Source organism: Nonomuraea sp. NPDC049152 (assembly GCF_040648355.1).
Lineage (GTDB): Bacteria > Actinomycetota > Actinomycetes > Streptosporangiales > Streptosporangiaceae > Nonomuraea.
In genome coordinates, this window is the sequence record NZ_JBEZDO010000033.1 from 69802 (window position 1) to 81225 (window position 11424).

The 11424-nt window shown below is 69.8% G+C and carries 14 protein-coding genes; 7 read left to right on the forward strand and 7 right to left on the reverse strand.

All coding sequences use genetic code 11. From position 1 onward, the window contains the following. Positions 1 to 11: 11 nt before the first annotated feature. From AB0B45_RS41420 to AB0B45_RS41430, 3 genes are read left to right on the forward strand one after another with little or no spacing between them, the layout of a single operon-like run. Positions 12 to 1526, forward strand: coding sequence for an amino acid permease (locus tag AB0B45_RS41420; RefSeq protein WP_358142821.1), 1515 nt, complete (start codon positions 12 to 14; stop codon positions 1524 to 1526). A gap of 53 nt (positions 1527 to 1579) precedes the next feature. Then, entirely contained in the window at positions 1580 to 1816 is a 237-nt protein-coding gene (locus AB0B45_RS41425; RefSeq protein ID WP_358142822.1) for an antitoxin, read from the forward strand. Then, positions 1813 to 2199, forward strand: coding sequence for a type II toxin-antitoxin system VapC family toxin (locus AB0B45_RS41430; RefSeq protein WP_358142823.1), 387 nt, complete (start codon positions 1813 to 1815; stop codon positions 2197 to 2199). Before AB0B45_RS41425 ends, AB0B45_RS41430 begins: the two co-directional genes overlap by 4 nt. Here the strand turns inward: AB0B45_RS41430 and lipB are convergent. The 3 genes from lipB to AB0B45_RS41445 all read right to left on the reverse strand — a co-directional run bounded on the left by lipB (position 2196) and on the right by AB0B45_RS41445 (position 3604). Beyond that, entirely contained in the window at positions 2196 to 2831 is a 636-nt protein-coding gene (lipB, locus tag AB0B45_RS41435) for a lipoyl(octanoyl) transferase LipB (protein ID WP_358142824.1), read from the reverse strand. The two genes, AB0B45_RS41430 and lipB, sit on opposite strands and share 4 nt — an antisense overlap. Positions 2832 to 2850: 19 nt before the next feature. Next, positions 2851 to 3033 carry a PspC domain-containing protein gene (locus AB0B45_RS41440; RefSeq protein ID WP_358142826.1) on the reverse strand — a complete coding sequence of 61 codons (183 nt, stop codon included), beginning with the start codon at positions 3031 to 3033 and terminating at the stop codon, positions 2851 to 2853. Between the two features lie 61 nt (positions 3034 to 3094). After that, positions 3095 to 3604, reverse strand: coding sequence for an HAD domain-containing protein (locus AB0B45_RS41445; protein WP_358142828.1), 510 nt, complete (start codon positions 3602 to 3604; stop codon positions 3095 to 3097). Between the two features lie 24 nt (positions 3605 to 3628). Between AB0B45_RS41445 and AB0B45_RS41450 the strand changes: the two genes are divergently transcribed. Beyond that, positions 3629 to 4195 carry a hypothetical protein gene (locus AB0B45_RS41450; RefSeq protein ID WP_358142830.1) on the forward strand — a complete coding sequence of 189 codons (567 nt, stop codon included), beginning with the start codon at positions 3629 to 3631 and terminating at the stop codon, positions 4193 to 4195. Here AB0B45_RS41450 and AB0B45_RS41455 read toward each other — a convergent pair. Beyond that, positions 4183 to 5211, reverse strand: a complete 1029-nt coding sequence (locus AB0B45_RS41455) for a hypothetical protein (RefSeq protein ID WP_358142832.1) — start codon at positions 5209 to 5211, stop codon at positions 4183 to 4185. The two genes, AB0B45_RS41450 and AB0B45_RS41455, sit on opposite strands and share 13 nt — an antisense overlap. Continuing rightward, positions 5208 to 5699: a SigE family RNA polymerase sigma factor gene (locus AB0B45_RS41460; RefSeq protein ID WP_358142834.1), complete on the reverse strand. Its 492-nt coding sequence runs from the start codon at positions 5697 to 5699 to the stop codon at positions 5208 to 5210. Before AB0B45_RS41460 ends, AB0B45_RS41455 begins: the two co-directional genes overlap by 4 nt. A 180-nt stretch (positions 5700 to 5879) precedes the next feature. Here AB0B45_RS41460 and AB0B45_RS41465 point away from each other — a divergent pair, with 180 nt between their 5' ends. Then, positions 5880 to 6704, forward strand: a complete 825-nt coding sequence (locus AB0B45_RS41465) for an undecaprenyl-diphosphate phosphatase (RefSeq protein ID WP_358142836.1) — start codon at positions 5880 to 5882, stop codon at positions 6702 to 6704. Here the strand turns inward: AB0B45_RS41465 and AB0B45_RS41470 are convergent. Further along, on the reverse strand, positions 6681 to 7067 hold the full coding sequence (locus tag AB0B45_RS41470) for a hypothetical protein (RefSeq protein ID WP_358142838.1): 387 nt from the start codon (positions 7065 to 7067) through the stop codon (positions 6681 to 6683). The genes AB0B45_RS41465 and AB0B45_RS41470 overlap by 24 nt on opposite strands. Positions 7068 to 7114: 47 nt before the next feature. Beyond that, positions 7115 to 8248: an MFS transporter gene (locus tag AB0B45_RS41475; RefSeq protein WP_358142840.1), complete on the reverse strand. Its 1134-nt coding sequence runs from the start codon at positions 8246 to 8248 to the stop codon at positions 7115 to 7117. Between the two features lie 65 nt (positions 8249 to 8313). Here AB0B45_RS41475 and AB0B45_RS41480 point away from each other — a divergent pair, with 65 nt between their 5' ends. Further along, on the forward strand, positions 8314 to 8634 hold the full coding sequence (locus AB0B45_RS41480) for a helix-turn-helix transcriptional regulator (RefSeq protein ID WP_358142842.1): 321 nt from the start codon (positions 8314 to 8316) through the stop codon (positions 8632 to 8634). Then, the gene (locus AB0B45_RS41485; RefSeq protein ID WP_358142844.1) at positions 8634 to 11249 is read left to right on the forward strand and encodes an ATP-dependent helicase C-terminal domain-containing protein; all 2616 of its coding nucleotides are present in this window, start codon (positions 8634 to 8636) and stop codon (positions 11247 to 11249) included. The genes AB0B45_RS41480 and AB0B45_RS41485 overlap by 1 nt, the downstream gene beginning before the upstream one ends. Positions 11250 to 11424: the final 175 nt, after the last annotated feature.

Consider the following 11424-nt stretch of genomic DNA (forward strand, 5'->3'; position numbering starts at 1 on the left):
GAGGAGATTCCATGACACTAGACGAGGATTCCCGGCGACTCGCCGAGCTCGGTTACAAGCAGGAGCTGTCGAGGAGCTGGAGCGGCTTCTCCAACTTCGCGATCTCTTTCTCGATCATCTCGATCCTGGCCGGGTGCTTCACCACGTTCGGCCAGGCATGGAACAACGGCGGTCCCATCGCCATCTCCTGGGGCTGGCCGCTGATCTCGATGTTCATCCTCATCATCGGCTTCTGCATGTCGGAGCTGGTGTCGGCGTACCCGACGGCGGGCGGCATCTACTGGTGGGCCGCCAAGATGGGCAAGCCGATCCACGGCTGGTTCACCGGCTGGCTGAACCTCATCGGGCTGATCGCCGTCACCGCGTCGGTCGACTACGGCTGCGCGACCTTCCTGAACATCACGATCAACCGCTTCACGGGCGGGGCATGGGAGGCCACTCTCACGAACGCGTTCCTGCTGTTCGTGATCGTCCTGATCCTGCACGCGTTGATCAACATCTACAGCCATCGACTCATCTCGCTCCTGCAGAACGTCTCCGTCTGGTGGCACGTGGCGGGCGCGGCGATCGTGGTCGCCATCCTGGCCTTCGCGCCGAGCGAGCACCAGACGCTCCGGTTCGTGTTCACCGAGACGATCAACAACTCGGGCTTCTCGGACTCGTCGTTCTGGTTCTACGTGCTGCCGCTGGGCTTCCTGCTCACGCAGTACACGATCACCGGGTTCGACGCGTGCGCCCACGTCTCCGAGGAGACCCATGGAGCGTCGCTGTCGGCGGCCAGGGGCCTGTGGCAGTCGATCTTCTACTCGGCGATCGGCGGCTGGATCCTGCTGCTGGCGTTCCTGTTCGCCGCCACGAACGTCGACGAGATCAACAAGCAGTTCGGTTTCGTCGGCGCGATCTTCGACACGGCGCTGCCCGCCGGCCTGGCCACGGCGATCTTCGCGATCTCCACGATCGGCCAGTTCTTCTGCGGGATGAGCTGCGTGACCTCGATGTCGCGCATGACCTACGCCTTCTCCCGCGACGGCGCCGTCCCCGGCTGGAAGATGTGGTCGAAGGTCGACCGCAACCGCACGCCGGTGAACGCCATCATCGCCGGGTGCCTGGCCGCCGGCCTGATCACCCTGCCCGCCCTCTACGCCCCGGCCGGCCTCGGCACGCCGATCGCGTTCTACGCCGTCGTCTCGATCGCGGTGATCGGCCTCTACCTGGCCTTCCTCATCCCGATCTACCTACGGCTGCGGATGGGCGACAACTTCACGCCAGGCCCGTGGACGCTCGGCGGCAAGTACAAGGTGCTCGGGTGGATCGCCGTCATCGAGATCGCGATCATCTCGATCTACTTCATCATGCCGCTGTCGCCCGCGGGCGTGCCGGGGAACCCCGACTTCACCTGGACGGCGGTGAACTACTCACCCTTGGCCATCGGCGGCGTCCTGATCGGCATCGCCCTGTGGTGGACGCTGTCGGCCAAGAAGTGGTTCACCGGCCCTCGCCGCAACGTCGACGAGACGCTGGTCTGACGGTCTTCAGGGGTACGGCGTGCCGTACCCCTGAACGCTTGCAGATTGCTAGCATGGAGGACATGGCCACTCTTTACATTCGCGACGTTCCAGAGGCCGTTGCCGAATCCCTGAAGGAACGGGCGGCAGCGGTCGGGATGTCCCTGTCCGCCTATGTCGCCAGGGAACTTGCCGACCTCGCCGCCCGGCCGACCAACGCCGAGATCGTCGAGCGCTTGAAGTCCCGAGATCGCAGGGACGGCCCCTCGACGGCCGACATCCTCGAAGCCGTCACGCAGGACCGCCGATGATCGTCATCGACTCTTCGGCGATGGTGGAGGCCCTCACGGGCCGAGACGCTGACCTTGAGCTGCTCGACACCCTCCAGGGCAGCATCCACGCCCCCCATCTTCTGGACGTCGAAGTCCTCTCCACGCTGCGCGGACTCGAACTGGGGGGAAAGCTGTCGAAGAAGTCGGCCGAAGAAGCCCGTGCTGACTATCTGGCACTGCACATCTCCCGCTACGAGATCAAGGGACTCACGGAGCGAGTGTGGGAGTTGAGGCACAACTACACCGCCTCCGACGCGTGCTACCTCGCGCTCGCCGAGGCCCTGGAGGCGCCACTGATCACGTGCGACGGAAAGCTTGCCGGCAGCGCCCACGACGCAGAGGTGCGGGTCTTTCCGCGCTAGGAGGCGTCGAAGGCCGCGGCGACGGCGGCGCGGACCTCACTCAGGTCGGCCGAACCGCGCTCGCGCAGGAGGGAGGTCATGTCCGCCTCGGGCATGCCGCACGGGATCGCCCAGTGCCACGGCTCGAGATCGCCGTCGACGTTGAGGGCGAAGCCGTGGCTGGTGACGCCGCGCGACTGACGCATGCCGATGGAGACGACCTTGCGGCCGGTCTCGGTCGTCCAGACGCCGGTGAGCAGCTCGGAACCCGGCGGGGTGTCGCGGCGCTCGGCCTGCAGCCCGAGCTCGGCCAGCGCCGAGACCAGGCGCAGCTCGACCTCGCGCACGTAGTCGACGATCCCCTCGTCCTCGCCGAGCTTGACGATGAGGTAGCCGACCAGCTGGCCGGGGCCGTGGTAGGTCAGTTGACCGCCCCTGCCCGTCTCCACCACGGGGATGCCGTGGGCGGGGTCGGGCAGGTGGTGAAGCGGCGTGCGCCTGCCGACGGTGAAGACCGAGGGATGGCTCAGCAGCCACAAGGTGTCGGGACGCTCATCGCGTTGACGCTCGCCGACCAGGTCCGTCATGCGTTCCATGGCCTTCTCGTAGTCGACGAGCTCGTCCTGGATGAGCGTCAGCGGCCGTTCCCTCATGCTTCGAGGATAAGCGTGGTCAGTAGCGCTCGGGTCCGTTGGGCATGATGATCCAGAGGATCACGTAGAGGACCCACAGCGGTCCGGGGATGAGCGAGAGCAGCAGCCACACGATCCTGACGAAGGTGGGCGGCAGGCCCAGACGGTCGGCGATCCCGCCGCAGACGCCGGCGATGATTCGGTGTTCTCTCGAGCGGTGCATCGAGCTCCTCCGTGTGGTGTCGATTCACCTGGTTCAACGTCCCTGCCCTCGATCAGCGTTCCTAGCCGCGACCCTGATTGAACCCTGACAGGGTCAGCCACCGCTCCGCCATGGCCAGATGTCGCATGGTCAGGCCGTGGCGCGGGTCGACCGGCACGAGCAGGAAGTCCTCGACTCCCTGATGCGCCCTGAGGTACTCCTCGTCGGCGACCCACAGATGGTCGTCGAACCACACGAACGGCCTGCGGCCCACGTAGTCGGCGACGCAGGGGGTCTTGAACGACTCGCCCCGCTCGCTCGGCTGCCTGGGCGTCATGGGCACGACGGGCAACCGGGGCAGGCCGACCCTGGGTGCGATCCATTCGTTGGCGCTGTGCTCCCACGTGGTCGCCCACACCAGCTCGGACTGGGTCTTGAGGGCCAGCTCCATGAGCCTGGCGCCGTGGCGGGAGTTGAGGTGCACGGTGTACGAGTCGGCGCCGACCGTGCACGTGTAGCGCCTGAAGTGCGCGTTCGGACGGCCGAACGGATTGAGCACACCGTCTACATCCACGAGCAGCAGGGGCTTCACCCGTTTTACCCTAGGGTGCCCTGCATGGATCCGCACTCGCTCCAAGCGCAAACCCGTTTCCTGGTACGCCAGAAGGTCACCATGATGGTGAACCGGTACGTGGTCAGCATCGCCAACCCCGACGGCTCCGAGGGCCCCATGGTCGCCTTCGCCGAGCAGAAGCGCATGAAGCTGAAGGAAGAGGTGGTCCTCTTCGCCGACGAGTCGAGGACCAGGGCACTGGCGAGCTTCAGGGCGCGCAACGTCATCGACCTCGGCAGCGGCTACGACGTCTTCGACGAGGCCGGACGGCCCATCGGGCTGTTCCGCAAGAACTTCGCCCAGTCGCTGATCCGCTCCACCTGGCACCTCGACCAGCCGGGCTTCCCGACGCTCACCGGGCAGGAGCGCAGCGCGTGGGTCGCGGTGCTGCGCAGGTTCGTGGACTCGCTGTCGTGGCTGCCGTACCACTTCGACTTCGGCGACGTCTTCTCCGTCGTCAAGAAGTGGGGGCTGCGCGACCGCTACGTCGTCGACATCCGCGATCCGCGTACGGATCGGCGGCTGGTGATCGCCATGGCGGTCGCGCTCGACGCCCTTCAGTCCCGCTGAGGCTCGTAGTAGATGCCATAGACCCAGGCACCCTCGCTCGGGCCTAGCTTCTTACGGAGGCGGTCCGCTTCCGCCCTGTCGATGCTGCCGCGGATTGGCGCGTCGGCGGGGAAGACCCACACGTCAACGTATTTCGGGTGATTTGGGTGACGCCAGATCGGTGTGCGTTGCTCGCCGCAGCGTCCGACGAGACCCGCGCGCTCTCCGCCGTAAGCGCGGAACACCCAGGCCGCTGGGTCCTGACATTTCACGACCTGAGCAATTCCGCCCTTCCCCGGAAAGATCGGAATCCGGCCATGCGTGCCCATCGTCTCCGCCCAGTGCGCGGAGCCCAGGACGAACCTGCCGTCCTTGATGGTGTCCGGAAGGATCCGGTCGCCCGCGTAGACCCCGACGGCGAACGCGGGCGCCCGCTCCGGCCCCAGCTCGGCGATCACCTTCTGCACCACGCCTGGCTTCAACAGCTCGGCTGCGAGGTACTTGCCCTCGCACATCAGCTCGCACCCCTTCTTCCTCGCCTCGCCCGGTGGCATGGAGGCGACAGGCGCATCCTTCGGCAGGACCCAGATCTCATTTGTCCGTTCCGGCCCCGTCTGGTCCACCGTCTCGGGGAAGCAGTGGCCAACGGTGCCGACGCCGCCGTTCCCCTCCGTCCTGACCACCCACGCCCTGGGGTCGGCACACTTGACGAGCACCGCCTTGCGGCCGTTCTCCACCGGCACCGTGGCGTGGAAGTCCTTGCCCTGCACGCTCTTCACCAGCGGCATCCCCTGCGCGGTGGCAGGCAGCGGGATCCGTGTCGCGGGCGTCACCGGCGTCACGACCGGTTCAGGCCGCTGCACCACCCAGAACGCGCCGAACGTCACCGCCCCCACCAGTACCGCGCTCGTCAGCCCGCGGCGCAGCCTGATGCCGCGGCCCCGCCGTACGATCGTGGCGGTCTGGGGTGGACCTCCCGGATCGTCGGCCGACCGCTCGGCGAGCAGGGTGCGCAGGTCGTCCTCCGTGTACGTCATCGTCCCGCTCCCGTCAGCTGGATCTCCGGATGTACGCGCAGTTTCGCCAGCGCCCTGGTGAGCTGCGTCTTCACCGTGCCGAGCGAGCAGCCGAGCGCGGTGGCGCACTGGGGGACGGTGAGGTCCTCGAAGTAGTGCAGGACGATGACCGCCCGCTGCCTCTTCGACAGCCCGCCGATGGCCGCCCACAGCGCGTCACGCTCCCCCGCCTGCTGCGCGAAGTCGGCCGGGTCGGCCCGGTCGGGCAGCTCCGGCATGGGCAGTTCGCCGCGCCAGCGCCGCCGCCACCACGAGGCGTGCGTGTTGGTGAGGATCCGGTAGACGTAGGGGTCGGGGTCGCCCTCGATCCGCCGCCACGCCAGCCACGCCCTGGCCAGCGCCGTCTGCACGAGGTCCTCGGCCGTCGCCCAGTTGCCGGTCAGCAGATACGCCGTACGGCGCAGCCTCCCGTGCCGCTGGGCCACATAGTCGGCGAAACCTTCTTCCATGCCCACTATTACGTCAAGAGCATGCGGTTCCGGATGACAGCCGCCTGAGCCTGATTTCTGCCCGGCCTCGGTGCCCGGGGGCAGGGCGACATACCGGCCCATGACGCGGCCATGACGATCACGTGCCAAACTCAGGAATCGTTTGGCCAACACCTCGCTCGTCAACGGAAGGTGCGTCTCGTGATCGGCTGGTTCGAAGCGGTGGTCCTCGGGCTGCTCCAAGGGCTCACGGAATTCCTGCCGATCTCCTCGAGCGCGCACATCAGAGTCGTCTCGGCGTTCTTCGGCTGGCAGGACCCCGGCGCGGCCTTCACCGCGGTCATCCAGCTCGGCACCGAGGCCGCGGTGCTCATCTACTTCCGCAAGGAGCTCTGGGAGATCATCTCCACCTGGACCCGCTCCCTGTGGACGCCCTCGCTGCGCCGGGAGTTCCCCGCGCGGATGGGCTGGTACGTCATCGTCGGCACGATCCCCATCGCCGTCCTCGGCGTGACGTTCAAGGACGAGATCGAGACCGTCTTCCGCGACCTGCGCCTGATCGGCACGACCCTGATCGTCTTCGGCCTCGTCCTGTGGTTCGCCGACCGCACGGCGCGCACCAAGCTGACGCTGGAGAAGCACCTGTCGTTCCCCCACGCCCTGATCTACGGCTTCGCGCAGGCGCTCGCGCTGATCCCCGGAGTGTCGAGGTCGGGCGGCACGATCACGGCGGGCCTGCTGCTCGACTACCGGCGAGAGGAGGCGGCGAAGTACTCCTTCCTGCTGGCGATCCCCGCGGTGCTGTCGTCAGGCCTGCTGGAGCTCTTCGAGATCGGCGACGGGCAGGCGCCCGACTGGGAGCCGACCATCCTGGCCACGATCATCTCGTTCGTCGTGGGCTACGCGGCGGTGGCGTGGTTCCTGAAGTACATCAGCACGCACCGGTTCACCGGCTTCGTCGTCTACCGCATCCTGCTGGGCGTCTTCGTCATCGCCGCCGTGTCATTCGGCTGGATCCAGGCCTGAGCCCGCGGGGCCGGCCCGCCGGCCCCGCGGATCCCCCAGCGCGACGCGGCCGGCCAGACAGAAGATCACCGCGAACAGCGCCCATCCGGCGACGTACGCCACGGGCTCCCACACCATCTCGCGCCCCTCGAAGTAGACAGCCAGCCCCACGAGAGCGCCGGGAACGGCGCCCCACCAGCGCCGCCACCACACCTCGTGGACGACCACTTCGAGGACCACCAGCGCGATCGGGCCGAGCAGCAGCATCTTGAGATTGAGCCGCTCGGCCACGACGTACTGGAGCACCGCCAGAGCCACCGCCGACAGCGTGGTCAGCAACACGATCGGGCCGAACGGGGCGGGCTCGTCACGTGGATCGGTCACCGCCCCATTCTGGCGAGCCGCCTCCCACCGGGACATTCGTCTTTGGTCTATGCCGCCACCGTGGCCCTGGCCGGGCGGTAGGTGGCCAGCGTGAACAGCAGGGTCACCGCGCCGAGCGCGGTCGCCAGCACGGTCACACCCGTCCTGCCGTACAGGTCGAGGGCGAGACCTCCGGCGATGCCCGCCACGAACAGCCCGAGGTACTGGCTGGAGGCCAGCAGCCCGAGCCCGACGGGCACGTTGCCCGGCACCGCGGCCACCGTCCTGAACTGCTGCGAGGGACCGATCAGCCAGCCGAGGGCGCCCCACGCGAACGCCCACACCAGCGCGACGCCGAGGTTGAGGTTCGCCACGGGGACGAGGCCGAGCAGCACGGTCGCCCCCGCGATGCCGATGAAGACCATCCTGCGCGGGCCGTAGGCGTCGGTGAGGCGCCCGCCGACCGCGTTGCCGACCACGCCGCCGATGCCCCACGCCCACAGCACCGCCGCCAGCGGCAGATCGAGCAGCGATCCGATGTAGGTGTAGGCGGTGAAGGCGGCCGCGAAGATCAGCAGCTGGGTCAGCAGGACGGCCAGCACGCCCCTGTCGGCGAGCGGGGTGAAGCGGTCCCTGATCCTGGTCGAGGCAGGCAACCGCACCTCGGGCACCACGACGGCGATGGCCGCGAACCCGATCACCGCGAGCACCACCACCATCCACACCGCCGCGCGCCATCCCGCGGCGCCGCCCATCCACGTCCCGAGCGGCACGCCGACCGCCGACGCCACCGTCAGGCCGCCCATCACCACCGACAGCGCGCGGCCCCTGCGTTCGGGCTCGGACAGCGCGGTCGCCACGGCGGAGGCGACGGGGGTCACCATGGCCGCGCCCGCCGCGGCGATCACCCTGGTGGCCAGCATGAGGGTGAACGTCGGCGCCAGCGCCGTCAGCGCGTTGCCCACGGCCAGTACGCCGAGGCCGATGAGCAGCAGCCGCTTCTTCGACAACTGGGCGGTCAGCGCGGCCAGGATCGGCGAGAGGATCGCGTAGGCCAGCGCGAACACGGTCATGAGCTGACCCGCCGCTGAGGGGGAGATGGCCAGGTCGTGGGCGATGGGCAGGACCAGGCCCGCGGTGACGAACATGCCGGTGCCCACGGAGAAGTTCCCCAGGGCAAGCGCGTACAGCTTGTGGGTCATGGAGACCAAACTCGCGTATAGTTGGATTGTTGTCAAACCTTCAAACGGAGGGGCAGGGTGGACGCATGCGCTTGCTACCTCAACCGGCGGTCGACGACATCCAGCTCACCGAGGTACTGCACGCGCTCTCCGACCCCGCGCGGCTCGATGTCGTCACCCAGCTGGCCGCCGAGTTCGAGCTGACGTGCAGCGGCGTCGGCGAGTCGATCGGGCTGCACAAGTCGACGATGTCCCACCACTATCGGGTCCTGCGCGATTCAGGGGTCGTCTCCACCCGGCAGGAGGGCAGGCAGAAGTTCATGACGCTACGCAAGGCCGACCTCGACCAGCGCTTCCCCGGCCTGCTCGACGCCGTCCTCGACGCCGTCGTCGGCGCCACGCGCTGATGCTGCCGATCCACGCCGCGCTGCCCTCGCTGCTGCGGGCGCTCGACGACGGCGGCCGTGCCGTACTGACCGCTCCGCCCGGCACGGGCAAGACCACGGTCGTGCCGCTCGCGCTCGCCGAGGCGGGCCTGCGAGTGCTGGTCGCCGAGCCGCGCAGGCTCGCCGTGCGGGCGGCGGCGCGCCGGATGGACGTCGCCTACACCATCCGCGGCGAGCACCGCCAGGGCCGCCGTCCAGGCGTCGAAGTGGTCACCACCGGCGTGCTGCTGCAGCGGCTCCAGCGCGACCAGGAGCTGCCGGGCGTCGACCTCGTCATGATCGACGAATGTCACGAGCGGCACCTCGACGCCGACACCGCGCTGGCCTTCCTGATCGACGTCCGTGAGACGCTCCGTCCCGACCTGCGCCTGGTCGCCGCCTCCGCCACCGCCGACACCGCGCCGTGGTCGCGGCTGCTCGGGGACGCTCCCGTGATCTCCGCCTCCGGCGTCGCCCACCCCGTCGAGATCGTCTGGGCGCCGCCGCCGCGGCCCGTCGCACCCCCGCACGGGCTGCGCGTCGACCCGGCGCTGCTGGCCCACGTGGCCGATGTCGTACGGCGAGCGCTGGCCGAGCGGGAAGGAGACGTGCTGTGCTTCCTGCCAGGAGTCGGCGAGATCTCCCGGGTGGCCGGCATGCTCGGCACGTCCGTCGACGTCCTCCAGGTCCACGGCCAGGCGCCCGCCCACGTCCAGGACGCCGTGCTCAGGCCCGCTCCGGACAGGCGGGTCGTGCTGGCCCCCTCGGTCGCCGAGTCCAGCCTGACCGTGCCCGGCGTGCGGGTGGTGGTGGACTCGGGGCTGGCCAGGGAGCCGAGGACCGATCACGCGCGGGGGCTCGGCTCACTGACCACCGTCCACGTCTCCCGCGCCTCGGCCGACCAGCGGGCCGGGCGGGCCGGACGCGAAGGGCCGGGGACCGTCTACCGGTGCTGGACGGCCGCCACCCACGCGCGGCTCGCCCCGCAGGCGCCACCGGAGATCCTCCTGGCCGACCTGACGGGGTTCGCGTTGCAGGCGGCGTGCTGGGGTTCACCCGACGCGTCCGACCTCGCCCTGCTCGACCGTCCACCGGCCGCCGCGATGTCGGCCGCGACCCGCACACTCCGCGGCCTCGGCGCCGTCGAACCACTCGACGGCGATTCCGACGAGTGGCCCCCCGAAACCGGCACCCTCGCGGAGCGCCCGACGCGTCACCGGGCTCCTAACCAACGCCCGTCGCATGACCGGGTTCCCGATAACGTCCGCCCGGCGGGCGGCTCCGAGGAAGCGACCTCCGACGGCCGCACGGTCGGAGACGGCTCTCCGGGTGATCGGCCTCAGGAGACCGACGGTCCCGAGGGCGTCCTGGTGGGCGGGCGTCCAGCGGGCGGAAGTCCGACGGGCGGGAGTCCGGTGGAGGAGGTCGTGAGGCGGCGGGTTCGGGTGACGGACAGAGGGCGGCGGATGGCCGCCGCCGGGGTGCACCCGCGCCTGGCCAGGGCCCTTCTCGACGCGGGCCCGCGCGCCGCCGAGGTGGTCGCGCTCCTGTCCGACCAGCTCCCCCGAGACGCCGGAGACGACCTCGTCGACATCTGGCGCAAGGCGGCCCGCGAACGCGACCCCCGCTGGCTCCGCGAGGTCAAACGCCTCACCGGCGCCAGGATCCAGGGCCCCGACGACGAGGCGGCGGGCCTGGCGGTCGCCATGGCCTTCCCCGAGCGGGTGGCCAGAAGGAGCGGCGGCGGTTACCTCATGTCCTCGGGCACCAGGGCGCAACTCCCCGAAGGTTCCCGGCTCGGCACCGCCGAATGGCTGGCGATCGCCGTCGCCGACCGTCCCACCGGCGCGGCCTCCGCCAGGATCAGGCAGGCCGTCGTCATCGACGAGGACCTCGCCAGGCGGGTGGTGCCGGTGACCGTACAGAAGGAGGTCGCGTGGCGCCGCGGCGACGTCTCCGCCCGGGTCGTGGAACGGCTCGGCGCCATCGAACTGTCCGTCACCCCGCTGAAGGACGCCGACGTCCGACCGGCCCTCCTGTACGGCCTGCGGACCGAGAACGTCCTCACCTGGACCCGTGAGGCGCTCGCCGTCAGGGACAGGATGGCGTTCTGCCATCGCGCCATCGGCGACCCGTGGCCGTCGATGGACGACCTGATCGACCTCGCCGACCAGTGGCTCGAACCCGAGCTGTCCCGCGCCCGCCGCCGCGCCGACCTCGAACGGCTCGACGTGGCCGGCGCCCTCAGACGGCTCGTCCCGTGGAGCCGCCGCCTGGACGACGACGCGCCCTCGCACATCGAGGTGCCCAGCGGCTCGCGCATCCGCGTGGACTACTCGGGCGAGCAGCCGGTGCTGGCCGTCAAGCTGCAGGAGCTGTTCGGCTGGCAGGAGGCGCCGCGCGTGTCCGGGGTCCCGCTGCTGATCCACCTGCTGTCCCCGGCAGGGCGGCCCGCCGCCGTCACCTCCGACCTGGCCTCCTTCTGGCGGAACGGCTACCGCGCCGTCCGCGCCGAACTGCGCGGACGCTACCCGAAGCACCCCTGGCCCGAGGACCCGCTCACCGCGCCCCCCACCCGCCGCACCAAACCCCGCTGACACCCCGCACCGCCCGAGCCCACCCACCGCGTGCCGCGGCCTGCCCGCGGTGATGGCGGCTGCAGGTTGGGGGCGGCGTTGCGGCGGGTGGCCGGAGTCCTGCTGGAGCACGCGTGATGGACGGGCGGTCACCGGTGACCGCGGTGGCCTCGACCCTGCTTGCCGTACGGGCTGG

Coding starts and splice junctions, on each gene's coding strand:
- lipB (WP_358142824.1), bottom strand. CDS start 2,831: ATGAGGGAACGGCCGCTGACGCTCATCCAGGACGAGCTCGTCGACTAC.
- AB0B45_RS41480 (WP_358142842.1), top strand. CDS start 8,314: ATGCGCTTGCTACCTCAACCGGCGGTCGACGACATCCAGCTCACCGAG.
- AB0B45_RS41475 (WP_358142840.1), bottom strand. CDS start 8,248: ATGACCCACAAGCTGTACGCGCTTGCCCTGGGGAACTTCTCCGTGGGC.
- AB0B45_RS41430 (WP_358142823.1), top strand. CDS start 1,813: ATGATCGTCATCGACTCTTCGGCGATGGTGGAGGCCCTCACGGGCCGA.
- AB0B45_RS41440 (WP_358142826.1), bottom strand. CDS start 3,033: ATGCACCGCTCGAGAGAACACCGAATCATCGCCGGCGTCTGCGGCGGG.
- AB0B45_RS41420 (WP_358142821.1), top strand. CDS start 12: ATGACACTAGACGAGGATTCCCGGCGACTCGCCGAGCTCGGTTACAAG.
- AB0B45_RS41485 (WP_358142844.1), top strand. CDS start 8,634: ATGCTGCCGATCCACGCCGCGCTGCCCTCGCTGCTGCGGGCGCTCGAC.
- AB0B45_RS41455 (WP_358142832.1), bottom strand. CDS start 5,211: ATGACGTACACGGAGGACGACCTGCGCACCCTGCTCGCCGAGCGGTCG.
- AB0B45_RS41450 (WP_358142830.1), top strand. CDS start 3,629: ATGGATCCGCACTCGCTCCAAGCGCAAACCCGTTTCCTGGTACGCCAG.
- AB0B45_RS41425 (WP_358142822.1), top strand. CDS start 1,580: ATGGAGGACATGGCCACTCTTTACATTCGCGACGTTCCAGAGGCCGTT.
- AB0B45_RS41460 (WP_358142834.1), bottom strand. CDS start 5,699: ATGGAAGAAGGTTTCGCCGACTATGTGGCCCAGCGGCACGGGAGGCTG.